The organism is Stenotrophomonas sp., assembly GCF_031995405.1.
Taxonomy (GTDB): domain Bacteria; phylum Pseudomonadota; class Gammaproteobacteria; order Xanthomonadales; family Xanthomonadaceae; genus Stenotrophomonas.
Window position 1 is genome coordinate 1 of record NZ_DAMAGC010000055.1, and the last position, 25,470, is coordinate 25,470.

The 25,470-nt window shown below is 68.3% G+C and carries 23 protein-coding genes; 7 read left to right on the top strand and 16 right to left on the bottom strand.

Going from position 1 to position 25,470, the window contains the following annotated elements; translation table 11 throughout:
• Positions 1 to 104 precede the first annotated feature (104 nt).
• Entirely contained in the window at positions 105 to 1,022 is a 918-nt protein-coding gene (locus RTO53_RS11345) for an oxygenase MpaB family protein (RefSeq protein ID WP_312237884.1), read from the bottom strand.
• 307 nt (positions 1,023 to 1,329) lie between these two features.
• Here RTO53_RS11345 and RTO53_RS11350 point away from each other — a divergent pair, with 307 nt between their 5' ends.
• Complete coding sequence (locus RTO53_RS11350) at positions 1,330 to 1,944, top strand: hypothetical protein (protein ID WP_256775132.1); 615 nt, start codon at positions 1,330 to 1,332, stop codon at positions 1,942 to 1,944.
• 39 nt (positions 1,945 to 1,983) lie between these two features.
• Here the strand turns inward: RTO53_RS11350 and RTO53_RS11355 are convergent, their stop codons facing one another.
• From RTO53_RS11355 to RTO53_RS11390, 8 genes are all read right to left on the bottom strand, one after another.
• Positions 1,984 to 2,328 carry a hypothetical protein gene (locus RTO53_RS11355; RefSeq protein WP_312237885.1) on the bottom strand — a complete coding sequence of 115 codons (345 nt, stop codon included), beginning with the start codon at positions 2,326 to 2,328 and terminating at the stop codon, positions 1,984 to 1,986.
• 29 nt (positions 2,329 to 2,357) lie between these two features.
• Complete coding sequence (locus tag RTO53_RS11360) at positions 2,358 to 3,131, bottom strand: LytTR family DNA-binding domain-containing protein (protein ID WP_312237886.1); 774 nt, start codon at positions 3,129 to 3,131, stop codon at positions 2,358 to 2,360.
• Positions 3,121 to 4,380: a histidine kinase gene (locus tag RTO53_RS11365; protein ID WP_312237887.1), complete on the bottom strand. Its 1,260-nt coding sequence runs from the start codon at positions 4,378 to 4,380 to the stop codon at positions 3,121 to 3,123. Before RTO53_RS11365 ends, RTO53_RS11360 begins: the two co-directional genes overlap by 11 nt.
• 141 nt (positions 4,381 to 4,521) lie before the next feature.
• Positions 4,522 to 6,171, bottom strand: coding sequence for a M28 family metallopeptidase (locus tag RTO53_RS11370; protein ID WP_312237888.1), 1,650 nt, complete (start codon positions 6,169 to 6,171; stop codon positions 4,522 to 4,524).
• 41 nt (positions 6,172 to 6,212) lie between these two features.
• A complete protein-coding gene (locus RTO53_RS11375) occupies positions 6,213 to 7,472 on the bottom strand; it encodes a sigma-70 family RNA polymerase sigma factor (protein ID WP_312237889.1) in 1,260 nt (419 codons plus the stop codon).
• A gap of 49 nt (positions 7,473 to 7,521) precedes the next feature.
• Complete coding sequence (locus RTO53_RS11380) at positions 7,522 to 7,929, bottom strand: VOC family protein (protein WP_312237890.1); 408 nt, start codon at positions 7,927 to 7,929, stop codon at positions 7,522 to 7,524.
• Positions 7,930 to 7,958: 29 nt separating this feature from the next.
• Complete coding sequence (locus RTO53_RS11385; RefSeq protein ID WP_312237891.1) at positions 7,959 to 8,381, bottom strand: VOC family protein; 423 nt, start codon at positions 8,379 to 8,381, stop codon at positions 7,959 to 7,961.
• A 13-nt stretch (positions 8,382 to 8,394) separates the two neighbouring features.
• Positions 8,395 to 8,814: a YciI family protein gene (locus RTO53_RS11390; protein WP_312237892.1), complete on the bottom strand. Its 420-nt coding sequence runs from the start codon at positions 8,812 to 8,814 to the stop codon at positions 8,395 to 8,397.
• A gap of 210 nt (positions 8,815 to 9,024) precedes the next feature.
• Here RTO53_RS11390 and RTO53_RS11395 point away from each other — a divergent pair, with 210 nt between their 5' ends.
• Complete coding sequence (locus RTO53_RS11395; protein ID WP_256775120.1) at positions 9,025 to 9,399, top strand: YciI family protein; 375 nt, start codon at positions 9,025 to 9,027, stop codon at positions 9,397 to 9,399.
• 30 nt (positions 9,400 to 9,429) lie between these two features.
• Here the strand turns inward: RTO53_RS11395 and RTO53_RS11400 are convergent, their stop codons facing one another.
• A complete protein-coding gene (locus tag RTO53_RS11400) occupies positions 9,430 to 11,508 on the bottom strand; it encodes an NHL repeat-containing protein (protein WP_312237893.1) in 2,079 nt (692 codons plus the stop codon).
• A gap of 124 nt (positions 11,509 to 11,632) precedes the next feature.
• Here RTO53_RS11400 and RTO53_RS11405 point away from each other — a divergent pair, with 124 nt between their 5' ends.
• The gene (locus RTO53_RS11405) at positions 11,633 to 13,153 is read left to right on the top strand and encodes a tetratricopeptide repeat protein (RefSeq protein WP_312237894.1); all 1,521 of its coding nucleotides are present in this window, start codon (positions 11,633 to 11,635) and stop codon (positions 13,151 to 13,153) included.
• Positions 13,154 to 13,198: 45 nt separating this feature from the next.
• On the opposite strand, the gene RTO53_RS11410 is transcribed toward RTO53_RS11405, so the two are convergent.
• Together RTO53_RS11410 and cycA are read right to left on the bottom strand one after the other, a co-directional pair.
• Positions 13,199 to 13,972, bottom strand: coding sequence for a lytic transglycosylase domain-containing protein (locus RTO53_RS11410; protein ID WP_312237895.1), 774 nt, complete (start codon positions 13,970 to 13,972; stop codon positions 13,199 to 13,201).
• Positions 13,973 to 14,076: 104 nt separating this feature from the next.
• Positions 14,077 to 15,456 (bottom strand): D-serine/D-alanine/glycine transporter, encoded by a 1,380-nt coding sequence (gene cycA, locus RTO53_RS11415; RefSeq protein WP_312237896.1) that lies wholly within the window; start codon positions 15,454 to 15,456, stop codon positions 14,077 to 14,079.
• Between the two features lie 256 nt (positions 15,457 to 15,712).
• Here cycA and RTO53_RS11420 point away from each other — a divergent pair, with 256 nt between their 5' ends.
• Positions 15,713 to 17,314: an EAL domain-containing protein gene (locus RTO53_RS11420; RefSeq protein ID WP_312237897.1), complete on the top strand. Its 1,602-nt coding sequence runs from the start codon at positions 15,713 to 15,715 to the stop codon at positions 17,312 to 17,314.
• Positions 17,315 to 17,334: 20 nt separating this feature from the next.
• Here RTO53_RS11420 and RTO53_RS11425 read toward each other — a convergent pair whose 3' ends face one another.
• The 3 genes from RTO53_RS11425 to RTO53_RS11435 form a co-directional block, all read right to left on the bottom strand.
• Positions 17,335 to 18,291, bottom strand: coding sequence for a polysaccharide deacetylase family protein (locus tag RTO53_RS11425; protein WP_312237904.1), 957 nt, complete (start codon positions 18,289 to 18,291; stop codon positions 17,335 to 17,337).
• A 123-nt stretch (positions 18,292 to 18,414) separates the two neighbouring features.
• On the bottom strand, positions 18,415 to 19,617 hold the full coding sequence (locus RTO53_RS11430; RefSeq protein ID WP_312237898.1) for an MFS transporter: 1,203 nt from the start codon (positions 19,615 to 19,617) through the stop codon (positions 18,415 to 18,417).
• 11 nt (positions 19,618 to 19,628) lie between these two features.
• Positions 19,629 to 20,822 carry a serine hydrolase domain-containing protein gene (locus tag RTO53_RS11435; RefSeq protein WP_312237899.1) on the bottom strand — a complete coding sequence of 398 codons (1,194 nt, stop codon included), beginning with the start codon at positions 20,820 to 20,822 and terminating at the stop codon, positions 19,629 to 19,631.
• A gap of 228 nt (positions 20,823 to 21,050) precedes the next feature.
• Here RTO53_RS11435 and RTO53_RS11440 point away from each other — a divergent pair, with 228 nt between their 5' ends.
• Positions 21,051 to 21,953 carry a LysR family transcriptional regulator gene (locus RTO53_RS11440; RefSeq protein WP_312237900.1) on the top strand — a complete coding sequence of 301 codons (903 nt, stop codon included), beginning with the start codon at positions 21,051 to 21,053 and terminating at the stop codon, positions 21,951 to 21,953.
• A 173-nt stretch (positions 21,954 to 22,126) separates the two neighbouring features.
• Entirely contained in the window at positions 22,127 to 23,737 is a 1,611-nt protein-coding gene (locus RTO53_RS11445) for an ABC-F family ATP-binding cassette domain-containing protein (RefSeq protein ID WP_312237901.1), read from the top strand.
• 22 nt (positions 23,738 to 23,759) lie between these two features.
• Here RTO53_RS11445 and RTO53_RS11450 read toward each other — a convergent pair whose 3' ends face one another.
• The gene (locus RTO53_RS11450) at positions 23,760 to 25,091 is read right to left on the bottom strand and encodes a GTP-binding protein (protein ID WP_312237902.1); all 1,332 of its coding nucleotides are present in this window, start codon (positions 25,089 to 25,091) and stop codon (positions 23,760 to 23,762) included.
• Positions 25,092 to 25,158: 67 nt separating this feature from the next.
• On the opposite strand from RTO53_RS11450, the gene RTO53_RS11455 reads away from it, so the two are divergent.
• Positions 25,159 to 25,470: MerC domain-containing protein (locus RTO53_RS11455; protein WP_312237903.1), on the top strand; the 312-nt coding region annotated here is incomplete at its 3' end.

The following is a 25,470-nucleotide window of genomic DNA, read 5'->3' on the forward strand; positions in this document are numbered from 1 at the left end:
AGCCGCATGGATGCGGCTTGGGAGCCTACACGGACGTACTTGCGGCGTGTCCCGCGAACCCACACACCCCCGCCCTGCCCGCTGGCGCGCAGACAAGGAGGCTCTTATGCCCACTCAGCCAACACACTCATCGGCACGCCCATCCGCGTGCAGGCACGTGTCGCCAACCCATCCTGCAGCGCACGCCGGAACAACGGCGCCATCGCACGCAGCACGCGCGCGGAGGTGCGTGCCTGTGCGCGCTGCACCGTAGAGCGCTCCAGCATCGCTTCAGCCCAGTCCGGCAACAGCGCCGCACCCGCACCGAGGAACAGCTCGCGCGACAGCCCCGCCATCGGCACCGGCAGACGGATGCCCGACAACACCGCCAGCACCTCGCGCGAGCGCGCATCGAAACGCAACTGCGGCAACTGCCGGGCGAAATATGCGTCCACCTCCGCTTCGGTGGCCGGCACGCCGGTGGCGCCCAGTGCCTCGGCCACCCGCTTGTACTCGCCGTAATACTGGTCGGCGATCGCCACCGGCACCTTGCGGCAGTAACGGCGGCAGCCCTGCAGGAAGCCATAGGCCTCGGTCACGTGCACCCAGGTCAGCAGCGCCGGATCGTCGGCCGAATACACGCGCCCGTCGGGCGTCTGCCCACGCACCTGCGCATGAATGCGCTTCACCTTGGCCACCAGCGCATCCACCTCAGCGTGCGGCGCATAGCTGGTACCGGCGACGAACGCCGTGGTCCGGCGCAACCGGCCGACCAGATCGTCGCGGAAGTTGGAATGGTCGTACACCCCGGCCAGCGCCAGCGGATGCAACGTCTGCAGCATCAACGCGCACAGCCCTCCGGCCAGCATCCCCGGAAACTCCGAATGCACCCGCCAGGTCACGCTGTGCGGCCCGAACCAGCCCGGATCGCCCAGTGGCTGGTCGTAATCGATCCCGCTCTGGCCGCGCGGGAAGGCCCCCAGTACCCAGCGCCGGATGTGCGCGGTAACGGGACGGGAAAGACGTTGCAGCAGTGGCGGCATTGCAGATCCAGGCGGGGCGAGACGACCGCGGGCTGCGCGGTCCGCCCTGATTCTGGCCGATCACGGCGGCATCAGCGAGCCTTCCCGCTCAGCCGCCGTTTCATGTGCATCTGCAGCACGAAATCACCTGCGACATCTTGTCGCAGGCCGCAGCCGCGATGATGCACCGCACCACGCCCTGCCCATTCAGAAAACCGTGCGCTCTGGCTTCGCACCGCCCCCATTGCACGCCCCGCTGGAAGTGCTAGAACTGAATCCGCCTCAAGTTCGTCCAATGCGCTGTCGCACGTTCCAGAAGGAGCACGTCATGATCGCTTTGTTCAAGGGTTTGGGTTTGCTGTTGCAGGACAACGAGCTGTACAACAGCCCGTTCGAAAAACAGGTCGCGCATTGGCGTAACAAGAGCGAGCAGCAGATCCGCGAGGAAGTGGAGGTGCTCGCCAAGGCCAAGGGCCAGTGGCTGATGGCCTCGATCGTAGGCTGGCAGGCGTCCTCGCTGCTGATCCTTGGCCTGATCAGCAACTATCTGTGGCGCGACGACTTCCATATCACCTTCACCCGCGTGGTGATCGTGTTCGGGTCGTGGATCTCGATCCTGTTCGTGATCTGGTTCATGGCCAACATGTTCGACCATACCGCCGGTTTCGAGCGCTGGATGAAGGCCTTCAACAGTCGCGCCCGGATCACCTCCGACGCCGACACCGTGGAATGCGTGGCCGAGGCGCTGGACATGGCCCAGCTGTATCCGGAAGTGCTCGACTACAAGCAGGCCGTCACCGCCCGCCGCGAGCTGCGCCACGAAGACATCCGCATCATGCGCGAGATCGGCCGGATGAAGCAGCATTCGGAACTGGTCGGCCAGCTCAACCATGTGGGTGAGCAGGACCACCGCGGCAACCTGCACCTGCAACCGGCCTTCTAGCCGTCCCGGAATCCGGGGGGAGCCACGATGCCACCGTGATCACTCACGGTGGCATTGTTCTTTGGGCTGCTCGCTGACGCACACGCTGAATCCCTTGGGCAGATCGGGCACCTGTCCGGTCTTGCCGACCGCCACCGACAGGCGCCGCAAGGGCGCCTGTGTGCAGGCCGCATCGGTCTTGCAGCGCGGGTCCAGCACCAGGTAGTGGCACTGGCCACTGCTGCTGGCGATGCACTCGAACCGTGCCACGCCGTCCACCACCGTGCTCTTGCTGTAGAGCGCATCCACGCCATTGGCGCGCACGCGGGTGACCGAGGTATTGCTCGATTGTGCGCAGCCGGCGATGGCCAGCACGGCGGTACACAGGATCAGGACGTTGCGCATGGTCGCTCCAGGAGGGGGGGACGGGTGGCTTACATGCCGCGGAACAGGCTCATGAACGGCTGGCTGACACTGAGCAGCTCGGCGCGGTGTTTCAGGCGCAGCTGGCCGCGCCCGCTCTCATCGCGGCTGACCGCCGCCACCGCTTTCATGTTGACGATCGTGGAACGATGCACCTGGCGGAAACGCTGCGGATCCAGCACGTCCAGCAACTCGCGCAGCGGCGTGCGCAGCAGGCTTTCGCCCTGCTCGGTGACCACCGTGGTGTATTTGCTGTCGGCACGGAAATACAGCACGTCTTCGAGCATGATCAGCTGCGTATCGCGGCCGTTGCTGGCGGTGATCCAGGCCAGCGGCGGCGCGGTCGGCGCGCTCGCGCCGCCGTGGCCCAGCCGCTGCAGCAGTTGCTCGAGCATCGCGCTGTCCGGCCGCCCCTGCTGCATGCGCGCCAGGATGCGCTCGCGGGTGGCCAGCAGGCGCTCGTCACTGACCGGCTTGAGCAGGTAGTCCATCGCGCCCTGCTCGAAGGCATCGATGGCGTACTGGTCGTAGGCGGTGACAAACACCACCTGCGTGCGTGGGCTGATCTCCGGCAACGCGCGGGCCACGTCGATGCCGGTGATGCCGGGCATGCGGATGTCCAGGAAGGCCAGGTCCGGCTTGAGTTCGGCCAGCTTCTCCAGCGCGCAGGCACCGTCTTCGCATTCGGCCACCAGGCGCAGTTCCGGCCACAACCGCTGCAGCTGGGCCACCAGCGACTGGCGCAGCAGGTCTTCGTCTTCGGCGATGAGGGCATCAAGCTGCATGGATCGCCTCCCGCGCATCCCGCGGCAGGGTAATGGTAGCGGCCACGCCGCTGGGGAAATTGGACACGATGGCCACGCCGGCGCGTTCGCCACAGGTAAGGCGCAGGCGTTCGCGCAGGTTCTTCAGGCCGATGCCGGTCCCGCTGCTGCTGTGCCCGAAGCCCAGCCCGTCGTCGGCCACGGTCAGGGTCACGTGGTCGTCGAAGGCGCGCGCGATGATCCATACCGTGCCACCACCGGGCTTGGGCTCCAGGCCGTGCTTGATCGCGTTCTCGACCAGGGTCTGCAGCGCCATCGACGGCAGCGGCAGATCCAGCAGTGCCGGCGCCACGTCGACCTGCAGCGCCAGGCGGGCACCCATGCGGATCTTGAGGATCTCCAGGTAGGCCTGGGCACGCTCCAGCTCCACGCGCAGGGTGGACATCGACTCGTCCACGCTCGGCAGCGAGCTGCGCAGGTACTGGATGAGGTGGCCCAGCATCTGGTCGGCACGCGGTGGATCGGTGCGGGTGAGCACCTGCGCATTGGCCAGGGTGTTGTAGAGGAAGTGCGGCTCGACCTGGGCGTGCAGCAGGTTGAGCTTGGCCACCGACAGTTCCTTTTCGGTGGAGGTCTGCTCGGCCGCGGCCTGCTCGTCACGGCGCTGCTCGGACACGCGGCGGGTGATCGCGCGGCTGACCGCTTCGGCGTTCTCGTAGTTGCTGCCTTCGTCCACCGCCAGCAGGTCGGCCCAGACCCCGGCGTCTGGCTCGAACAGCAGGGTGACACTGCTGGTGCCCTGCCCCGGGGTGACCGTGGCCAGCACGCTGTTGCGGCGGATCGCCAGCCGTGCCGGCAGGTTCCAGCGCGATGGCGGGCGGCCGTTGTAGGGATCCACGCGGCGGACGCAGGCACGCACCTGCAGGCTGCCGGCGGCGCTTTCGATGTTTTCCACGCGGGGCAGTTCGGCGATGGCTTTTTCCACCAGCGCAAACGCCGGGCCGGCATCCATCGGCAGTTCGATCTGGCGGCGCTGGCGACTGGACAGGGTGGTGCCGTCCAGGCGACCGGCAATCAACCAGACCCGGCGGATATGGGTGATGCAACTGCCGATCGCGGTGACCACCAGGAACATCGCCAGCAGCCCGAAGACCCACCCGGGGCCGTCGTCCATGCCACTGAAGATGCCACTCCAGACGAAACCGGCCACGACGATCGCGGCGGCCCAGGCCAACAGGATGCGGAGAATCAGAGCGAGGCTGGCGAACACGGCGGCGTCTTCACATAGGGAGTGAGGCGAGCATAGCCCTGCCACCGCCGGGAACAAGCGGCATGCGACGAAGGCGGGAAATGGGGGGATGAAGCCGGGCAGGCGGTGTCCCCACCGGCGATGCCGATGGGGACGGTCGGCTTATTTCCGCTCGGCGGCGCTGGCGTCGCGCGGCGCACGGAACTGGGAATCGTCGCTCCAGTTCGGCCAGGCCCGCGAATTGGCCAGCTGGTTGCCCAGGGTGTACAGCACTTCCAGGTCGCGCGAGGCACCGGCGAAGGTCCAGTCCGGCTGCCACTGGTCGCCCTGCTGGTGGTAGCGCTTGGCGGTGTAGTCGTCCGAGGCGGCCTTGCCTGCGGCCACGCCGCCGTCCACCCAGTCCTGGCCGGCCGAGTAGGACACCGCCGGCACGCCGCGCTTGGCGAAAGGGAAGTGGTCGGAGCGGAAGAACAGGCCGGCTTCCGGCTTCGGGTCCGGGGTGTAGCGGATGTCCCAGCCCTTGGCCACGTCCTTGAGCTGGTCCAGCAGTTCCAGCCTGGCCGAGCCGTAGATGCCGAAATCACGCGACGGCCCGAACGGCGCCATGCCGTCCATGTTGATCACCGCCACGGTCTTGCTCAGCGGGTACAGCGGATGGCTGGCGTAATACTCCGAGCCGAGCAGGCCCTTTTCCTCGGCGGTGACCGCCAGGAACAGCACCGAACGCTCCGGGCGCTTGCCCTTGGCAAAGCCGCGCGCCAGTTCGACCAGCGAGGCGGTGCCACTGGCATTGTCCAGCGCGCCGTTGAAGATGGTGTCGCCGTTGGCATCGGGCTTGCCCACGCCGATGTGGTCCCAGTGCGCGCTGTACACCACGGTCTCGTCCGGATGACTGCTGCCTTCCAGGCGCGCGGCCACGTTGTGCGAGGTGATCACCTCGGTCTTGACCGCGTACTTGGCCGAGAAGCTTTCACCCTTCAGTTCCACCGGCTTGAAGTCGCGGGTCTGCGCCTGCTGCTTGAGCGTGTCGAAATCCAGGCCCGCGCGCTTGAACAGATCCACGGCCAGGTCGCGCTGGATCCAGCCTTCCAGCAGCGGATGCGCCTCGGCGGGGTTGTCGCGGACCACGTCGAACATGGTGTTGGTGTTGGAGCCGGCCACGGTGGCCCAGCCATAGGAGGCCGGTGCGGTTTCGTGCACGATCAGCACGCCGAGTGCGCCCTGGCGCGCGCCTTCTTCGTACTTGTAGGTCCAGCGACCGTAGTAGGTCATGCCCTTGCCGTCGAAGTCGCCCTGGCCGCTTTCGAAGTCCGGATCGTTGATCAGCACCACGGCGATCTTGCCCTTCAGGTCCACGCCCTTGAAGTCGTCCCAGTGGCGCTCCGGCGCGTTGACGCCGTAGCCGAGGAAGACCAGCGGCGCGTTCTTGATGTCCACCTCGGAAGCGCCGTTCATGGCGGCGCGCACGGCGATTTCCTTGCCCTGGCTGAGCACCTGCGGCTTGCCCTTGCTGGCCAGCGACAGGCTCGGGGTGCCGACGATGTCGCCCTTGCGCAGCGGCACGGCCTGGGTCCACAGACGCTTGCCATCCTTGAGGTCGCCGCCCGGCTGCAGGCCGGCCGCCGCGAACTGCCTGCTCAGGTACGCAATGGTCTTTTCTTCACCGGCAGTGGCCGGCGAACGCCCTTCATAGGCGTCAGAGGCCAGTTCCTTGACGTCGGCGGAAATCCGCGCGCCGTCGAATTTCGGCGTTGCCGCCATCAGCGCGCTGGACACCGACAGGGCCAGCACGCTCAGTACTACTCGTTTCATCGCTCTCTCCACAACGGGACCACGTAGATCCCGAGTGTAGGCTATGTCGATACCGCCGCAGCGCGTGCCTCCAACACGGCCTTTTCGCGCGCATTGGCAGTCAACCCGGCCGCGCGCAGGAACGCCGCGCGCGCCTCCTCGCCCCGCCCCAACTGCGCCAGCAGGTCGCCCTGCACCGCCGCCAGCGGCGCGTAGTCCTGCAACCGGCTGTCCTGCGCCAGGCGTTCCACCAGCGGCCAGGCCGCCGCCGCCCCGTCGGCACGCGAGATCGCCACGGCGCGGTTCAACTCGATCACCGGGGAGGGCTGTTGCCGCGCCAGCCGCTGGTACAGCGCAGCCATGCCGGCCCAGTCGGTGTCCTGTACGCGGCGTGCGCGGGCATGGCAGGCGGCGATTGCCGCCTGCAGCACGTAGGGATCTTCGCCCCCGCCCAGCGCGATCGCCTGTTGCAGCGCGGCCTGGCCGCGCGCGATCTGCAGCCAGTCCCAGCGCGTCCGGTCCTGCTCGGGCAACAGGATCGGCGCGCCGTGTGCATCCACCCGCGCGGCGGCGCGCGAGGCCTGCAGTTCCATCAACGCCACCAACCCGTGGATCTGCGGCCAGGCCGGCAGCCGGTGCAGCAGCACCCGCCCCAACCGCACCGCCTCCTCGCACAGCGCCGGACGCATCCAGTCGTCGCCCGCACTGGCCGCATAGCCTTCGTTGAAGATCAGGTAGATCACCTCCAGCACCGAGGCCAGCCGCTCGGGCAATGCCGCCTGGCGCGGCACCTCGAACGGCACCTCGCGGGCGGCAAGGGTGCGCTTGGCGCGCACGATCCGCTGGGCGATGGTCGATTCGGGCTGCAGGAACGCGCGCGCGATCTCCTCGGTGGTCAGCCCGCCCAGCAGACGCAGCGTCAATGCAACGCGTGCATCGGGCGACAGCACCGGATGGCAGGCCACGAACATCAGGCGCAGCAGGTCATCGCCGATGTCGTCCTGCAGCGCGTCGCTGTCATCGGGCGATGGCAGCGGCTGCGGCTCCAGTTCGCTGGCGTACTGCGCATGCTGGCCGGCCACCCGCTGGTGCTGGCGCAGCACGTCGATGGCACGATTGCGCGCCGTGGTCATCAGCCAGGCTCCCGGGTTGTCCGGAACCCCCTGCGCCGGCCAGCGCTCCAGCGCGGCCAGCCAGGTGTCCTGGGCCAGTTCTTCGGCACGCCCGACATCGCCTTCCAGCATCCGGGCCAGGCGCGCGATCAGGACCGGCGACTCCATGCGCCAGAGGGTATCCAAACGGTGCGAAAGTGCGTTGTCCATGGACGCGATCACAGCATCAGTGTCGACCCCGCACAAGCACGGCGCCGCATCAGCCCGGCGCACCGTCCATATGCGCGATTTCCCACAGGTGCCCATCCAGGTCCTGGAAGCCGCGCTGGTACATGAAGCCGTAATCGCGCGCCGGCTGCGGCTCGCTGGCACCGGCCTGCAGGGCCTTGTCCACCCGTGCGTCCACCTCCGCGCGGCTGGTCGCCGACAGGCAGGTGATCACCTCGGTCTGCTGGCGCGCATCGCTGATCGGCTTGGTGGTGAACTGGCTGAAGAAGCGCTCCACCAGCAGCATCACGAAGATGCTGTCGCTGATGATCATGCAGGCCGCATCGGCATTGGTGAAGGTGGGATTGAAGCTGTAGCCGAGCGCGGCGAAGAAGGCCTTGGAGGCCTCCAGGTCGCGCACGGGCAGGTTGACGAAGATCATCTGCGGTGAATCGGTCATGGCACAACGTCCTTGAAGGAAAGGGGGGATCAGGGCTGCTTCATGCAGTTGACCATCCACGGCTTGCCGTAGCGGTCGATCAGAAAGCCCCAGCGATGCGCCCAGAACGTCTCGCCGATCGGCATCTTTACCTGGCCACCCTCGGCCAGCGCGGTGAACACGCGCTCGGCTTCTTCGATGGAATCGACATCGACGTTGATCGTGGTGCTGTTCTCACCGCCCGGGGACGGGCCGTCGGCGGCCATCAGGATCGCGCCGTCCACCTCCAGCTGGCTGTGGGCAACGTGGTCCAGGGTTTCCGGCGGCATCTCGCCACAGCCTTCGGCGCTCTCCATCGGCGGCATGTCGCGGTACTTCATTTCCGAGACGACCTTGCCGCCGAGGACCTGCGCATAGAATGCCATCGCCTCGTGGGTGCTGCCGTTGAAGCTCAGGAACGGAATCAGTTTCATGGGTATTCTCCTCTCAATGGCCGCTGTCGATACGGTCGCGCAGACGCTGTTCCTGCGCCTGTAATTCGGGGGTGAAGGCGGCGCCGAAATCCTCCGGACCGAAGACCGGACGCAGCTCCACCACGGCGCCCGGACCGAACGGCGCGCGGGTCAGCCACTCGGTGGCTTCGTCCAACGAGCGCACCTGCCACAGCCAGTAGCCGCAGACCAGCTCGCGGGTTTCGGCGAACGGCCCGTCGATCACCCGCGGGGCGCCCTCGCCGAAGCTCACCCGGCGCGCACGCGAAGTCGGGTGCAGGCCCTCGCCGGCCAGCATGATCCCGGCCTGCACCAGCTGTTCGTTGAAGGCGCCCATGGCGCGGATTTCTGCTTCCGTGGGCATCTGCCCGGCCTCGGTGGCCGGGGTGGCTTTGACGAATACCATTACTTTCATCGGTCTGCTCCGGGTGGGTGCGCGGGTTGGCGTGCCCTTCACTGGTTACGACGTCCCAGTGGAGCGGAAATCGACAGACCTGCAAAAGAAATTTCCGAATCCGTCGCAGCGCGGCGCAAATACCCTGAACAGGGAGGCGTGCCGCGCTGCAACACACCCGTCGCCACGGCTGCGGCATCATGGCCGCCCCTGCCCAGGAGCGGTCCCGCCATGCAATTCCTGCTGCTGATCTATATCGATGAAGGCCTGCTGCAAGCCCTGCCCGGCGAGGAATACGATCGCCTCATGCACGATTGCCTGCAGCATGCCGATGCCTTGCAGGCCAAGGGCACCCTGGTGCTGGCCCAGCAACTGCAGCCGGTGGACAGCGCCCGCACCCTGCGCACCCGCCAGGGCCAGGCGCGGATCACCGATGGCCCCTTCGCCGAAACCCACGAACTGCTGGCCGGATTCAACCTGATCAACGCGCGCGACCACGACGAAGCGTTGGCCATCGCCCGGCAGTTCCCGTGGTCACGGTTCGGCAGCATCGAAGTGCGGCCGCTGGCCGACATGGACGCCGAACGCGCGCGCGTCGGCGCCTGAGGCCGCCGCGCCTGCGTGTAGCGGTTGCCGCTACAGCAGGGTGATCTTCAGATCGCGCGCACCGATGCCGTCATTGCCGCTGTAATCGCGCGCGCTGGCGCGGATCACGTAGTCGCCGGCCGGCAACGCATCGGGCTGCCAACGACCGGTTTCCACCCGGCCATCGCGCACGGTGTTGGTCACCAGGTAGCGGAAGCGGGTCACCGCGCTGCCATGCACGGTGATGCCGCTGTCCGGTGCATAGGCCACCTTGGTGGCACTGTCGCGCGGGGGCATCGAATTGAACACGATGTTGAAGCGCGGCTGCTCATAACCGGGCAGCGGCTGGCCCTGGGCATCCAGGATCTGGTAGCCGACCTGGTAGGACCCGAGCCGACGACGCGACTGGTTGCCGTCCACCTGGTCCCACGCCTCCACCACGATCTGCACGCCCGGGCCGCTGCGCGGCAGCGCCACGCGGCCATTCGCGCCGGCGGTGAGCGGCTGGTCCAGATCGTCCAGCAGCGCCACGTCGGTGATGCGCGGGGCCACCGTATCGACATAGCCGGTGAATCCCAGCGCGACCGCGTTGCGCTCGAAACCGCTGGCGCCCACGCTCAGGTGCACGTGCGCCATCCGGTTGATGCTGCCCAGGCGGTCGCCCACCTGGAAGCGCGTGCCGCGACGCACGCGGATGCGCTGCAGCGTGCCGTCGTCATTGAACAGCTGCTGCCAGCGCGGGTCGAACGGGCGATCGGCCGGGTCGCGCCCGACCTTCATGTGGATGTACTTGAGCCGGTCCAGCACCAGCCCTTCGGCCTGCCCGCCCACCGACCAGGTTGCGGTCGGGCTGCTGACCTTGCCCTCGGCGATGGCCAGCACGGTCTGGCCGACATCGCCGCGGATATCAAAGCCGCCATGCAGGTGGTGGCGGCTTTCACCGTGGAAATCGCCACGCACTTCGCCCAGCGTACCGACGACTTCATGCCAGCTTTGCTGCGGGGCCAGCGGCCAGCGCCCGGCGGTGGCCGGCAATGGCGCATCCGCGGCGGGCCCGACCAGGGCCGGTGGCGCGACGGCGCCAGCGGCAAGCGCGCTGATCCGATGCAGCCGATACGCGGCCGCGTCGGCAACCAGCAGGCGGCCATCGGCGTCGAGCGCGATGCCGGACGGACGGGCCAGGCGCGGCTGCGGTTCGGCGCCGAGCAAGGCAATCTGGTGCCCCTGCGGTGTCACCTGCACCAGCCGTCCGCCGGTGTCGCCCACGTACAGCACGTCGTCGTGGGTGACCGCCACCGACAGCGGCCCGTTCACCAGGCCACCGTCGGCCACCTGCGTGCGCAACGTGCCGTCCGGCGACAGGCGACGGATCGCATTGTTGTATAGATCGGCGATCAGCAGGTTGCCATGCGCATCCAGTGCCAGCGCCACCGGGGTATCCAACCGCGCTTGTGTGCCGATGCCGTCCACGCTGCCCGGGCGCTCGCCACCGGCCAGGGTGCGTACCGTGCCATCGGGCTCGATCACGCGGATGCGGTCGTTGTAGGTATCGGCAACGAACACCCGTCCATCGCCACCCACCGCCACGCCCATCGGCGCGTCGAAGCGCGCCTGTGCGGCGGCACCATCGGCGAAACCGGGCTGGCCGTCGCCGGCCAGCGTGGTGACCACGCCGTCGGTGCCGATCCGGCGGATGCGGTTGTTGCCGGTGTCGGCTACATAAACATTGCCGGCGGCATCCAGCGCGATGCCCGAGGGCGTATTGAACTGTGCCTGCAACGCCGGACCATCGCGCCAGCCCTCGCCGCTGCCGGCCAGCGTATCCACGCGCCCATCCGGATGCAGGCGACGGATGCGGTTGTTGTCGCCGGCATCGGCGATGTAGGCCACCCCGTTGGCGTCCAGTGCCACCGCGTAGGGATCGGAGAACTGCGCCTGCGCACCGGCGCCCTCGCGCGCGCCGTCCACGCCGTTGCCAGCCAGCGTCTCGATCCGCGCCTGCCAACCCAGCACCGTGGGGATGGGACCGGGCGCGATCGCCGCGGGCAGCGGTGCCTTGAGAAACGTCCACGCCAACCCTGCCGCGGTGGTCAACGCCACCGCCACCATCATCCAGTGCCAACGTTTCATTGCGTTCCCTGCCGTTTCGAGGGGACGACCTTAGCCGTTGACCACGCCGCTGCAAAGCCCGCGTGCTTGTGCCATCGCCGGGTTCCGGGTTCAATCGATACTCATTCCATGGAAGGACGCCCCGATGCCCGGCCTGCGATACCGTCTTGCCGTTCCCCTGCTGCTGGCCCTGTTCGCCACGCCGGCGCTGGCCATCTCCATCGATGCGGCAGCTCCTGCGAAGCAGGCGGCAGCCCCCTTGGCACAGACGCTGGCCGACACCATCGCGCTGGCCGAGAACGGCGACAGCGTCGGCGCACTGCTTGGCTTCGAGCGCGTTTTCGCCGACCCAGGCTTTGCACAGCTGCCCGCATCGCTGCGCCTGGACGGCTGGATCACCGCCGGACGCGTTGCGTTCAACGCACGCCAGCCGCGCGACGCACGCCGCTACCTGGATGCCGCGCTGGAGCAGGCGCCGGAGGATTCGCGTGCCCTGTACGTCCTCGGTCGCCTGATGCTGTGGCAGCAACAGCCGGTCCAGGGCGCCGCCCTGATCACCCGCTCGCTGCGCGCCTCCGATCAGTTCCTCGGCGACTTCGACGCGGCGATGGCCTACGCGCTGGACGAACAGTTGCACGATCAGCCCGACGTCCGCCGCGCACTGCTGCAGGTGCTGTTCGACCGGCAGTGGCAGGACGACGGCATGGAACCCCACGCGCTGTGGCTGACGCTCGCCACCCTGCAGGCCGATGCCGGGCAGCATGCGGCACTGGCCACCACCGTGGCGCGCATCGACGCCCCGATGGACGTGGTGACGTTGCGCAGCGACAAGCGCTTCGACGCCGTGGTCGACCGCCGTGATCCGCGTTTCGATCCACTGCAGTCCGCCCGCCGGCATGCCGATGCGTTGCGCGTGGAAGGCCTGCTGCGTCCCGAACGCGGCGATCGCATCACCGAACTCACCGATACCCTGCTGTTGATGGGCGAGCACGAGCAGGTGCTGAGCACCACCGAGGCGGTGTACACGCGGTTGGCCGCCGCCGGCGCGTCCCGGTCGTTCCCCGGCGCCGATTACGCGGCCTGGATGCTGATGCACCGCGCCACCGCCGAGCACCGCCTGGGCCGCGATGCACAGGCCGAGGCCACCCTGGTGCTCGCCAGCACGTTGCATGAGCAGGGACCGGCGTTCAACCCGCTGATGCGTCTTTACCTGGCCAGCTGGTACCTGGGCAAACTGCAGCCCGAGCGTGCCCTGCAGACGATGGATGGTCTGGAAGAAGGCGCCATGTATGGGGAATACGTGCGCCAGTGGATACGCTTCAGCGCCTATCGAACACTCGGCGACGCTGCGCGTTCGATGCAGGCGCGGCAATGGCTGCAGTCCAACCAAGGCGAAGGCCGCAGCGTGTACCTGGAGGTGCTGCTCAGCGAAGACCGACTGGATGACGCTGCGGCATGGCTGGTCGCCGCGCTGCACGACCCGGGGCAGCGGCAGGACCTGCTGCAGCTGGTGCAGGGCTTCCGCATGCTGCCGCCGATGCCGGCCGATGTGCATAACGAGAAGGGCTGGCAACAGCTGCTCAAGCGCCGCGACGTACGCGCCGCCGTCGATGCGGTGGGCCGCATCGAAACCCAGCCCATCTACGGCCGCAGCGCCTGGCGGTGATCCCCGGCTCCGCCTCCGGCCCGTGCATCGGGCCGGCGACCGGCGCTACTTTGCCGGCGTCTCCACCTTGAACCCCATCGCCTCGCGGTAGCGCACGTACAGCGTGCTGACCTTGTCCACGTAGTCCAGGGTCTCGGCATACGGCGGTACGCCCTTGTAGCGGGTCACCGCCCCGATGCCGGCGTTGTAGGCGGCCGCGGCCAGCGTGCGGTCGCCCTTGTAGCGCTTGAGCAGCGCCTTCATGTAACGCGCGCCGCCGTTGATCGACTGCTCGGCCGAGAGCGGATCGGCCACGCCGAACTCGGTGGCCGTATCGGGCATCAACTGCATTACGCCCTGCGCGCCCTTGGGCGATATCGCGCCCGCATCGAAGCCGCTCTCGGCATGGGCGATCGCCCGCAGCCAGGCATCTTCCACCCCGGTCGCTTTCGCCGCCGCCTTGAACTGCTTGGCATGCCGGTTGAGCTGCGGCGCGCCGACCTTGCCCAGCCCTTCGTGGGCCGGCTCGCCCGGCGGGGTGGCCACGGTGAATTTCAGGAACACCCGCGAGCCCGGCAGGTTGCGCGTGGAATAGACCATCGCACCGTCCTGCTCGCGCTCGTACAGGGTGCCGCTGAAGACCCCCATGTTGCCCCACAGGTTGGGCGTCTGCACCGCGTTGTCATCCACCTGCTGGGCGGTGCATCTGGAGCCGGGCTCGGGCGCGGTGGCCAGGCTCACCGTGTTGTTCTGCACACAGCGATATACCGTGCGCGCCGACGCCGCCCATGGCAGCAGCAACGACAACAGGGCCAACACGGCAGGCAGGGTCGGGTTCATGGGCTCGGTTCGGGGCACGCCAGTCGTGCGGCGCGATCATCCGGCCCAGGCCGCGAACCGAAGGTGAATACCGGGCCCGCCAGGCGGGCGGACCCGGCCGACGCTCAGCGCGGGCCGCCGATCAGCCGCTTGCCGGCATAGCCCAGGGCCAGCAGCAGGAACCACAACGGGCTGATCGCCAGCGCGTAGAGGGTGTCCGGCTGCAGGGTCAGCAGCACCAGCACGAACACAAAGAACACCAGGCACACCACGCACATGGCCACGCCGCCGGGCATCTTGAACGTCGAGGCCGCGTGCAGCTGCGGGCGACGCCGGCGATACACGATGTAGGAGCACAGGATCAGCGACCACACGAACATGAACAACACCGCCGCCAGCGTGGTGACCAGGGTGAACGCGGTGACCAGGTTGGGGATCAGGTAGATCAGCATCGCGCCCAGCAGCAGGCAGATGCAGGAAAACAGCAACCCGCGCGCCGGCACCGCCGCCTTCGACAGCCGCGCGAAGAAGCTCGGCGCGTGACGCTCCTCGGCCAGCCCGTACATCATCCGGCTGGTGGAGAAGATGCCGCTGTTGGCCGAGGACGTCGCCGAGGTAAGCACCACGAAGTTGATCAGGCTGGCCGCGGCGGGAATGCCGGCCAGCACGAACAGCTCCACGAACGGGCTCTTGCCAGGCACGACCTCGCGCCACGGGGTGACCGCCATGATCGCGATCAGCGCCAGCACATAGAACACGATGATGCGGATCGGGATCGAGTTGATCGCCTTGGGCAGGTTGCGCTCCGGATCGGCCGTTTCGGCGGCGGTCGTACCCACCAGTTCGATGCCGACGAAGGCGAACACCGCGATCTGGAAGCCGGCGAAGAACCCGGCCAGGCCCATCGGGAACATGCCGCCGTCATTCCACAGGTTGGCGAACGAGGCCTGGTGGCCAGACGGTGCGGTGAAGCCCCATGCCACCAGCCCGAAGCCGGTGATGATCAGCGCGCAGATCGCGATGATCTTGATCAGCGCGAACCAGAACTCCATTTCGCCAAACAGCTTGACCGTCACCAGATTCAGGCTGAGCAGCAGGATCACGCACATCAGCGCCGGTATCCACGGCGCCAGGTCGGGGAACCAGAACTGCGCGTAGGCGGCAATCGCGATCACATCGGCGATCGCGGTGATGATCCAGCAGAACCAGTAGGTCCATCCGCAGAAGAAGCCGGCCCATGGGCCCAGCAGGTCGGTGGAGAAGTCGATGAAGGACTTGTATTCCAGGTTGGACAGCAGCAGTTCGCCCATCGCGCGCATCACGAAGAACAAGATCGCGCCGATGATCAGGTAGACCAGGATGATCGACGGACCGGCCAGGCTGATGGTCTTGCCCGAGCCCATGAACAGGCCGGTACCGATGGCACCGCCGATGGCGATGAGCTGCAGGTGGCGGTTGGACAGACTGCGCCGGAGGTGTTCCGGCGGGACGGCAGGATCGGACATGGGCTCGGGCCAGCGGGGCGAAGGCTCTGAACATAGAAGAGAGCGGGCGGTTGCGCTACTGCCGCGTCAGGCCGCCCTCGCCACCGGGTGTCGCCTTCACCTTGCAACGCCCCCCCTGACCCCGACACTGGGAGTGTCCCGACAGGCGTCGCGGGCAATCCCTGTTCCAATCCCCGCCCGCAGGTGGTGATATAGCCCGCATCGGGGCTGCGGCCACGGCCGCCGTTCACCATCCCCCACCGGCATCGAGGTCTGCTTGAACCGCGCCAGGATCATCCTCGCCACCGTGTTGTTCGCCCTGCTCGGCGCTTTCCTGCCGATCGCCACCGTGGCGTACTTCACCTGGGCGCGGGCCACCGAGGCCGAGCAGGACCGCCTCCAGCTCACCGCCGAACGCACCCTGCTGCGCGCGCACCGTGCCTACGAAACCGGGCTGCTTGCCCTGCGCCGGCTCAACCAGAGCCACCTGGAACCCTGCTCGGCCGACCACCTGCAGCTGATGCGCAGCCTGGTGCTGAGCACCCACTCGGCCGAGCAGGTCGGCTACTTCGAGGACGGCCGGCTGCGCTGTACCTCGTGGGGCATGATGGACAAACAGGTGCCCACGCCTATACCGGACCACATCACCGCCGATGGCGCCGGCATCACCCTGGGCGTGCGCCCGCAGGCCGGCGACGGCACCGCCCTGCTCGCGGTGTATCTGGACCGCTACGACATCCTGATGGACCCGGCGCGCTTCGTCGATGTCATCACCGATCCCAACGTGCGCCTGGCCGTGGCCAGTCCCGACGGGCGCCTGATGGCCCAGCAGGACATCCTCGACCAGCAGTTGCTGCAGCGTCTGCTGCGCGATCCGCACAGCGGCATGGACAGCAACACCCTGTACGCCACCGCCCAGGACCAGGAATGGCTGGCCATCGCCACCGCGCCACGCACCGACCTGATGGCCAGCTTCCGCAAGCAGTTCCGGCAGTTCATTCCGCTGGGCGTGCTGGGCGCGCTGGCGGCGATCGCGCTGGTGGTCTGGCTGTCGCGGCGGCGCCTGTCGATGAAGGCCGAGCTGGCCACGGCCGTGCGCAGGCGCGAGTTCTTCATGCACTACCAGCCGATCATCGAGCTGGACACCGGCATCTGCGTCGGCGCCGAGGCCCTGGTGCGCTGGTCGCGTCCGGATGGCAGCCAGGTGCGTCCGGACCTGTTCATCCCGCTGGCCGAGGAGCACGGCCTGATCGAGGCCCTCACCGACCAGGTCATCGAGCTGGTCATCGCCGACATGCGCGCGCTGCTGGTCCAGGACCGCAGCGTGCACATCGCCATCAACCTGTCCGCCGGCGACGTGAGCAGCGGGCGGGCGCTCAAGGTACTGTCGGCCCGGCTGGCCGGCACCGGCATCCACCCGCAGCAGATCTGGCTGGAAGCCACCGAGCGTGGTTTCATCGACGTGCAGCGCGCGCGCAGTACGCTGGCGCTGGCCCGCCGCGCCGGGCATTGCGTGGCCATTGACGATTTCGGGGTGGGCTATTCCAGCCTGCAGTACCTGCAGCAGTTGCCGCTGGATGCGTTGAAGATCGACAAGTCCTTCATCGATGCCATCGGCACCGACAGCGCCACCAGCCCGGTCACCTCGCACATCATCGACATGGCCAAGACGCTGGGCCTGTTCACCGTGGCCGAGGGCATCGAAACCCCCACCCAGCTGGCTTACCTGCAGGCGCGCCAGGTGGAGTTCGGACAGGGCTGGCTGTTCTCGCGGCCGTTGCTGCCGGAGGCGTTCGTCGCCTTCCATCACCAGCGCCTGCAGCAGTATGGCAAGGCCCGCGAAGACATGCAGAACCCCAACGCGGTGGTCGAAGACTGAGCCGCCGCGCGGCGCCGTGCTTATTCGTCGGCGATCCCGGCCAGCTCCAGTACCCAGCGCGGCACCTTCGGTTCGCCGGCATAAAAGCTGCGCGGCTTGCCGTCGGCCATCGCCCAGCGGTGGATCCAGCTGATACCGCCGGCCCCGTTGTAGCCGTCGGCGTGTGCATAGGCCGGGTCCTGCAAGGCCTGCTCCAGCGAGATGAAGGTGTAGCCGCGGCGCTCGGTCGCCGCGATCAGCTCGCCGATGCTGTCCGCATTCAACGCGTTGGCATGCATCAGCCACACCTGTGCCGGCAGGCGGCCCAGCAACCGCTGCGACTGGTCCTCGTAATAGGCCAGCTTGTTGAGCATGTAGGGCACATAGCCACGGCGCAGCTGGCGCAGGCGCGTGTCGCGCCGCACCGGATCGGTTTCGGTATCGCGCACGTGATCGTAGGCGAACGCCCAGATCCACTCGCTGTTGTCGACCGTGACCGGCGCGATGCGGTAGCCATGCTGGTCCAGGAACGCAGCCAGCGCCTCCCGTTGTTGCGGGGTCTGGCCCGCGCGCAGGTACGGGTGACGGAACCAGCGCGGCGTCTGGCCGCGCTCGGCCAGCAACGGGCGCAGGGTCTTTTCGCCGTCCAGGATGTCCCGCTCGTAGGCATCCAGCCCGATCGCATGCAGATCGACATGGCCACGGGTGTGGTTGCCCAGCTCGAACCCGGCATCGCGCCAGTCGCGCAGCATCTGCACGCGTGCCGGCTGCACCGTTCCGTCCTGCTCCAGCTTGATCTCATTGACAAAGCCCACCACCGGCACCTGAGCTGCGCGCAGCGCGGCCAGCAGCTGCGCATACCGGTGCGCCAGTTCCGGGTCGTTGCGCTCATCCAACCGCTGCCACGGCAGGTCGTCGATGGTCAGCGCGATGCGCTGCGCCGGCGATGCCTGCACCGCGCCGGCCACGGCCAGCACACCCATTCCCACCCATCGCAACACGGTACGGCGCACGCCATGCTCCAGCCCAGGATTCCTGGCACCAGCATAACGCCCCCCTCCCCGCCCCACTGTTCAACGCAAGGCGGGTAGAGCCGGGCCATGCCCGGCGGCGCGTCCACCTCAGTGCACGGCGGGCGCCCACGCACGCGGTCGCCGCAGCACTACCGCCAGGGTCATCACCAGCAGTACCAGCAGCACGCCCGGCAGCCAGCGTTCGCCCAGGGTTTCCAGCATCACCCCGCCCACCACGCCACCGATGGCGATGGCCAGGTTCCAACCGGTCACCACGAACGACTGCGCGATATCACCGGCAACCCCGGCACGCCGCGCCACCGCAGTCTGGAACTGGGTCGCCACGCCACCGAAGGCCACGCCCCACACCACCGTGCCCAGCACCAGCACCGACGGCGAGGTCGGCCACAGCGCGAACACCGTTGCTGCCAACACGAAGGCCACCGTGCTGGCGAGCACCAGCACGCGCAGCCAGCGGTCCACCCATATCCCGGTGATCCAGATGCCCAGCAGCGCGGCCACGCCGAACACCAGCAGCAGGCGGTCCAGCCACGGCGCCGCTCCGGCCAGCGCAGCGAACGGCTCGATGTAGGTGTACAGCACGTTGTGCGCCAGGATGTACAGGAACATCGTCAGCAGCGCCGCGCGCATTCCCGGCAACCGCCACACATCGCCCAACCGCTGTCGCGCACCGGTACCCGGCGCGGACAGTGCCGGCAACGCGAGTCGTGCCCACAGCAGCAGGCCCACGCTGAGCAGCGACATCAACCCGAACGCCCAGCGCCAGCCGATGGTCTGCCCTAGCAGCGTGCCGGCCGGAATCCCCAGCGACAGCGCCAACGGCGTGCCCACCATCGCCACCGCGATTGCACGGCCCTGCAGGCGCGGCACCACCATGCGGCTGGCATAACCGGCCACCAGCGACCACAGCAGGCCCGCACTGATGCCGGCGATGAAGCGCGCCACCAGCATCACCGCGTAGTGGTGGGTGAAGGCGGTGATCGTGTTGACCACCACGAAACCGGCGATCGCCGTGAGCAACAACGGTCGGCGCGGCAGACGCTGGGTCAGCGCGGTCATCGGCAAGGCCGCCACCAGCGAACCGATCGCATAGATGGTCACCAACTGCCCTACCAGCGCGCGGCTCACGCCCAGGTCGGTGCTCATTGGCGACAACAGGCCGGCCGGCAGCGCCTCGGTCAGGATGGTCACAAAGCCGGCGCAGGCCAGCGCCAGCAATCCCGCCAGCGGCAGGCGCGCGGACGCGGTCGGCTCGACCGCCAGCGCGGCGGTGCCGGCGTCTCCATTCATGCCTGCGCCACTCATGCCGACACCTCCAGCGCGGCGTACACCGCATCGCGCAGTTGCTCGACGAAGGCGCCGTGCATGCCTTCGTACAAGGTGTTGGTCAGCGCCACCACGCTCAGCCCACGCGCCGGATCCACGAACCAGCTGTGCCCGTACGCGCCACCCCAGCGCCAGCTGCCAGGTGCCTGCGTCGTGGCCGTCGGGCCGGCATCGTCCAGTACCGCAAAGCCGAGCCCGAAGCCCCAGCCCGGCGCATCCGGTGGTCCCTGCTCGCCCACCTGCGCGCGCGCCATCGCCGCCACGGCCGTCGCCGGCAACCAGTCGCGACGCGACTCTCCACGCAACGCTTCAAGCAGGCGCATGACGTCGTCGGCCGTGCCGACCATGCCACCGCCCGCAGACGCGAAGGCCGCCGGATTGCTCGCACGGGCCAGGCTGAAACGGATGCCGGCCGTGCCCTCGAACGGCGCCACCACCTCGCCCTCGGCCAGCCGATGCGGCTGCGGCGTATCGGTGACATAGGGCGTGACCAGCCGCGCCGGGCTGTCGGCATGGAAGCCGCTGTCCTGCATCCCCAACGGCAGGGTCACCTGCTCGCGCACCACCTGCGCCAGCGGCACGCCGGTGGCCGCCTCCAGCAGCGCGCCGGCCACGTCCACGCCCAACGAGTACCGCCACGCCGTCCCCGGCGCGAACAGTAGCGGCACGCCTGCGATCCGCTGCAGGTTCTCGCGCAGGCTGATCGGACTGTCATCCATGCCGTCGCTGACGCCCGCCCGTGCGTGCGGGCCGTCGGCATCGGCATCCAGGAACCGGTAGCCCAGGCCAGCACTGTGGCTGAGCAGATGGCGCAGGGTGATGTCCGGGCGGCGGCCGTCGGCCAGCGCCGGGCGGAACTCGGGCAACCAGTCGGTGATCGGCGCATCCAGCGACAGCAGGCCCTGCGCCACCAGCCGCATCGCCGCGGCGGTCACCATCGGCTTGCTGACCGAGGCCAACCGGAACAGCGCATCGCGCGACATCGGCCGCTGCTGCTCGCGATCGGCCCAGCCGCTGGCGCTGGCGTGGACGAGCTGGCCGTGGCGCCGCACCAGCACCACCGCGCCTACGATCTGTTGGCGGTCATGGGCGGCAGACAGTACGGCATCGACCGGCACCAGGCGCGGATCGGCAGCGGCAACGGCAGGGAGGTCCAGGACGGAGGACATGGGAGACGGTCCAGCAGGAGGGGAGCGCCATCCTCGGCCTTCACCGCCCCGGCAAACACCCAGGCAGCGCTCCAGACATTCCGGACACCAGATTCCGCAATGATGGGAAACCCCGTACCAGCAAGGGATCCGGCCGAGACCTGCGCCGACGCACCACTGCATCCCATCTGGAGGGGCGCCAGCAGCCCCAGGGCGGCTAAAGTGGCCGCTTTCCTCCTTGGTACGGCCATGTCCGCGCTGGAAAACCTGGGCAACCTGCAGACCTTCGTGCATGTGGCCGACACCCGCAGCTTCGTCGAAACCGGGCGCCTGCTGGGTGTGTCCGCCTCGGCCACGGGCAAGACCGTCACCCGCCTGGAACAGGCGCTGGGCGTGCGCCTGTTCCACCGCAGCACGCGCAGCGTCACCCTCACCGCCGAAGGCGAGCGCTTCCTGCTGCGTTGCCGGCGCATCCTCGACGAGCTCGACGCCGGCCGGACCGAGCTGGCCCAGCAGGCGGCCGCTCCCTGCGGCACGCTGCGGTTGAGCCTGCCGCTGGTCGGCGACCTGTCGCTACCGATCCTGTCCGACTTCATGGCGACCTATCCGGGCATCCGCCTGGAGCTGGATTTCGATGACCGCATGGTCGATGTGATCGAAGAGGGGTTCGACGCCGTGCTGCGGGTCGGCGAGCCCTCCGACTCGCGGCTCAGCGCGCGGCGGCTCGGCGTGTTCCCGCGTTACCTGGTCGCCTCGCCGGACTACCTGGCGCGACGCGGCGTCCCGCAGACGCCGTCGGACCTTTTGCAGCACGACTGCCTGCACTACCGCTTTCCCACCAGCGGCAAACTGGAACCGTGGCCGCTCCCGCGCGAACCCGGCGCGCCCGCGCTGGAGCTGCCGGTGGCGATGGTCTCCAACACCATCGAGGCCAGGCTGGCCTTCGCCCTGGCTGGGCGCGGCATCGGCTACATCCCCGAGCATTCGGTGCGCGACGCCCTGGCCGACGGGCGACTGCTGCGCGTCCTACCCGAACAGATCCACGCCTGCGGCACCTTCCACCTGCTGTGGCCATCCGGTCGTCACGTGCTGCCAAAGCTGCGGGTGTTCATCGATTTCGTCAGCGCCCGGCTCACCGGCGTGAGCTGCTGAACAGCGGGTATTCATCGCCTGCGCGGCGCGCAACCCTATACTGGCCGCGCGACAGCCAGTCGCCTGTGTAATGAGGTATGCCCGCATGCGCCATTGATGCCCCGCCGTCTGCTGACGGCCACGGACCTTCCCGCCTCGCGCGTGGAGGATTCAACGGCATCCATGGAGGTCGCATGACCGCATTCGCTCTCACGCTCGACCGCGTGACGTACACCCTGCCCGACGGCCGGGTCCTGTTTTCCGATATCAGCACGCACCTCGACACCACCCCGACCGGCCTGGTCGGGCGCAACGGGGTCGGCAAAAGCGTGCTTGCCAGCCTGTTGGCCGGGCAGCGCGCGCCCACCGCCGGGCAGATCCAGCGCACCGGCACGGTGCATCTGCTGGCCCAGCACAGCGGCGCGCCCGCCGGCAGCATCGCCGACCTGGCCGGCGTCGCGCCGGTGCTTGCCGCGCTGACCAGGATCGAAGCGGGCAGCATCGCGCCAGCCGACTTCGCCAGCGTGGGCGAACGCTGGAACATCCGCGAGCAGCTGCAGGCGCAGTGGCGGCAGCTCGGGCTGCCTGCACTGGATCCGGATCGACCGGCGGCCACCCTCAGCGGCGGCCAGGCCATGCAGGTGGCGCTGGCCGGTGCGCTGCTGTCCGACGCCGATGGCCTGATCCTGGACGAGCCCAGCAACCACCTCGACAGCGCGCATCGCACGCGCCTGCTCGATGCCCTCGCCGGCTGGCGTGGTGGCCTGATCGTGATCAGCCATGACCGCACCGTGCTGCAGGCCATGCAGCGCATCGTCGAACTCACCCCAGGTGGACTGCGCAGCTACGGCGGCAACTACGCTCTGTATGCCGAACAGAAGCAGCATGCGCGCGCCGCTGCCGAAGACCTGCTGGCCCTGCGCAAGCGCGAACGCCGCCAGCAGCAGGGCGAGCTGCGCGAACAACGCGAGCGCCTGGAGCACCGCCAGTCTCGCGCGCAACGCGTGGCACGCAGCGCCAACCAGGCGCCGATCCTGCTCGGCGGCATGAAGAACCGCAGCGAAAACAGCGCCGGACGCTGGCAGGCGCAACAATTGGAGCGCAGCGCCGACATGGACGCCCGCGTGCGCGAGGCTGCCGCGCAGATGGAGGACGTGGTGGAGATCGCGCTATTGGCACCCACGCTGCCCGAGCCCGGTCCGCAGCGTGTCGCCGAACTCATCGATGTGCAGTTGCCCTGGGCGGCGCCCCCGTGGCAACGCATCACGCTGTGTGTGCAGCGCGGCCAGCGCATCGGCGTGCGTGGGCCAAACGGCAGTGGCAAGTCCACACTGCTGCGACTGCTTGCCGGGAAGATCGACGCGCTGGCGGGCGAATGCCTGGTGGCTGCCCGCGTGGCGCTGCTCGACCAGTCGCTGTCCGCGTTGCCCATGCAGGCCACGGCGCTGTCATTGCTGCAGGATGCGCACCCCGACGCCAGTGAAGCAACCCTGCGCACGCAGCTGGCCCTGCTTGGCCTGGACGCCACGCGCAGCTTGCGCCCGCTGTGCACCCTCAGCGGCGGCGAGCGCCTGAAAGCCGCACTCGCCGCCGTACTGTATGCGCGCACGCCGCCGCAGTTGCTGCTGCTGGATGAGCCGGGCAACCACCTCGACCTGCCCTCGCTTTCTGCACTCGAGCAGATGCTCAACCAGTACAAGGGCACGCTGATGATCGTGTCCCACGACGCCGCGCTGCTGCATGCCGTCGGCGTCAGCCATCACCTGGACGCAGCCGACGGCGGCTGGGAGATCACGGCGGTTTAGGCACTACGTCGGCGTGGCGGCGTCACCCGCGCGCCCACGCCGGGAAGGCATCGGGCAGCAGCTGCCACAGCATCGGGCCGGCGTGCATCTCCGCGTCGGTCAGCAGGCAGGCATCGAATGCCGCACGCACCGCGCGCTCATCCATTTCCACCCCGATCACCGCCAGCTCCTGGCGGCGATCGCCCCACCAGGGGTGCCACATCCGCCGCATCGCCTGGTATTCCCCGGCGTCGCCCACCTCGTCCACGCCCGGCATCGGTGCGGTCCAGCACGACGCCTGCTGGCGCACCCAACCGACATCGGTGTACGGCACCTGCGGCGGCGGCAGCAACGGTGTGCTGTCTTCCCGCCCGGCCGCCACCCGTTCGCGCGCGGCATACCAGAAGCCGGCCGCCCCGGTCCGCGTGGCCGCGCCAACGCTCGACAGCTCGCCCACCCGGTCCATGCGATTGGCCAGCCAGAAGAACCCCTTGCTGCGGATCACCCCACCGATCCCCTGTTCCAGCAGCTGCGCGAAGCGCTGCGGATGGAACGGCCGACGCGCGCGGTAGACAAAGCTCCGGATGCCGTACGCCTCGGTCTCCGGCGTGTGCACGCCACGCAGCGCCTGCATCCAGCCCGGCGCCAGCTGTGCCTTGACGAAATCAAAGCGGCGCGTGTCCAGCACTTCCTGCAGCGGCACGTTGCCCTGCTCGGAAAGGACCAGCCGCGCCTCCCGGTTCATCGCGCGCAGCACCGCCAGCGTCGACTGCAGCGCGTCATCGTCGATCACATCGCACTTGCTGACCACGATCACATCGGCGAACTCGATCTGTTCGGCGAGCAGGTTCACCACCCCGCGCGCATCATCCTCACCGGCCTGCTGCCCGCGATCGGCCAGACGATCGGTGGAACTGAAGTCACCCAGAAAGTTCACCCCATCCACTACCGTCACCATCGTGTCCAGGCGTGCGATGTCGTCGAGGCAGAAACCGTCCGCGTCACGTACCGAGAACGTCGCCGCCACCGGCATCGGCTCGGCGATCCCGGTCGACTCGATCAGCAGGTAGTCATAGCGACCCTCGGCGGCCAGCCGCTTCACTTCCTGCAGCAGATCGTCGCGCAGGGTGCAGCAGATGCAGCCATTGCTGAACTCCACCAGCGTCTCCTCGGTGCGGCGCAGCGCCGCCCCACCATCGCGCACCAGCTGTGCGTCGATGTTGATCTCACTCATGTCATTGACGATCACGGCCACCCGGCGCCCGTCGCGATTGCGCAGCAACTGGTTGAGCAGCGTGGTCTTGCCCGCGCCAAGAAAGCCGGACAACACGGTCACCGGCAGGCGGGCGTCGAGGGGAGCAGCAATGGCGGTCATGGCAGGCAGGTTCGGGAAGTGGTTTAATTGTTACTATATAACACTCAAGGATCCGGTCCCCACCCACATGAAACGTTCTTCCACCCTGATCGATGCCGGCGCCATTGCCCTGTCCAGCCTGTGCCTGCTGCATTGCCTGGCCCTGCCGGTACTGGCGGCCACCTTGCCGTTGTTCGGCGTCTGGGCCCAGGCCGAGTGGGTCCACGTGCTGTTCGTGGCCGTCGCCGCGCCGCTGACCGGCTTCGCCCTCTGGCGCGCGCATCGCCAGCAACGCCTGCCTACTGCAGCCCTGGCCAGCGCTGCAGTGGGGTTGCTGCTGTTGCTGGCCGGCGCCGCCGAGTGGCCCAGCCACGACACCGAAACACCAATGACCGTCGCC

What these genes read in the sequence shown, in the direction of transcription:
- RTO53_RS11385 (WP_312237891.1), bottom strand. Translation starts at nt 8,381, where the DNA reads ATGAAACTGATTCCGTTCCTGAGCTTCAACGGCAGCACCCACGAGGCG.
- RTO53_RS11380 (WP_312237890.1), bottom strand. Translation starts at nt 7,929, where the DNA reads ATGACCGATTCACCGCAGATGATCTTCGTCAACCTGCCCGTGCGCGAC.
- RTO53_RS11410 (WP_312237895.1), bottom strand. Translation starts at nt 13,972, where the DNA reads ATGAACCCGACCCTGCCTGCCGTGTTGGCCCTGTTGTCGTTGCTGCTG.
- RTO53_RS11360 (WP_312237886.1), bottom strand. Translation starts at nt 3,131, where the DNA reads ATGCAGCTTGATGCCCTCATCGCCGAAGACGAAGACCTGCTGCGCCAG.
- RTO53_RS11435 (WP_312237899.1), bottom strand. Translation starts at nt 20,822, where the DNA reads ATGTCCTCCGTCCTGGACCTCCCTGCCGTTGCCGCTGCCGATCCGCGC.
- RTO53_RS11400 (WP_312237893.1), bottom strand. Translation starts at nt 11,508, where the DNA reads ATGAAACGTTGGCACTGGATGATGGTGGCGGTGGCGTTGACCACCGCG.
- RTO53_RS11430 (WP_312237898.1), bottom strand. Translation starts at nt 19,617, where the DNA reads ATGAATGGAGACGCCGGCACCGCCGCGCTGGCGGTCGAGCCGACCGCG.
- RTO53_RS11350 (WP_256775132.1), top strand. Translation starts at nt 1,330, where the DNA reads ATGATCGCTTTGTTCAAGGGTTTGGGTTTGCTGTTGCAGGACAACGAG.
- cycA (WP_312237896.1), bottom strand. Translation starts at nt 15,456, where the DNA reads ATGTCCGATCCTGCCGTCCCGCCGGAACACCTCCGGCGCAGTCTGTCC.
- RTO53_RS11450 (WP_312237902.1), bottom strand. Translation starts at nt 25,091, where the DNA reads ATGACCGCCATTGCTGCTCCCCTCGACGCCCGCCTGCCGGTGACCGTG.
- RTO53_RS11345 (WP_312237884.1), bottom strand. Translation starts at nt 1,022, where the DNA reads ATGCCGCCACTGCTGCAACGTCTTTCCCGTCCCGTTACCGCGCACATC.
- RTO53_RS11440 (WP_312237900.1), top strand. Translation starts at nt 21,051, where the DNA reads ATGTCCGCGCTGGAAAACCTGGGCAACCTGCAGACCTTCGTGCATGTG.
- RTO53_RS11355 (WP_312237885.1), bottom strand. Translation starts at nt 2,328, where the DNA reads ATGCGCAACGTCCTGATCCTGTGTACCGCCGTGCTGGCCATCGCCGGC.
- RTO53_RS11445 (WP_312237901.1), top strand. Translation starts at nt 22,127, where the DNA reads ATGACCGCATTCGCTCTCACGCTCGACCGCGTGACGTACACCCTGCCC.
- RTO53_RS11375 (WP_312237889.1), bottom strand. Translation starts at nt 7,472, where the DNA reads ATGGACAACGCACTTTCGCACCGTTTGGATACCCTCTGGCGCATGGAG.
- RTO53_RS11390 (WP_312237892.1), bottom strand. Translation starts at nt 8,814, where the DNA reads ATGAAAGTAATGGTATTCGTCAAAGCCACCCCGGCCACCGAGGCCGGG.
- RTO53_RS11370 (WP_312237888.1), bottom strand. Translation starts at nt 6,171, where the DNA reads ATGAAACGAGTAGTACTGAGCGTGCTGGCCCTGTCGGTGTCCAGCGCG.
- RTO53_RS11395 (WP_256775120.1), top strand. Translation starts at nt 9,025, where the DNA reads ATGCAATTCCTGCTGCTGATCTATATCGATGAAGGCCTGCTGCAAGCC.
- RTO53_RS11405 (WP_312237894.1), top strand. Translation starts at nt 11,633, where the DNA reads ATGCCCGGCCTGCGATACCGTCTTGCCGTTCCCCTGCTGCTGGCCCTG.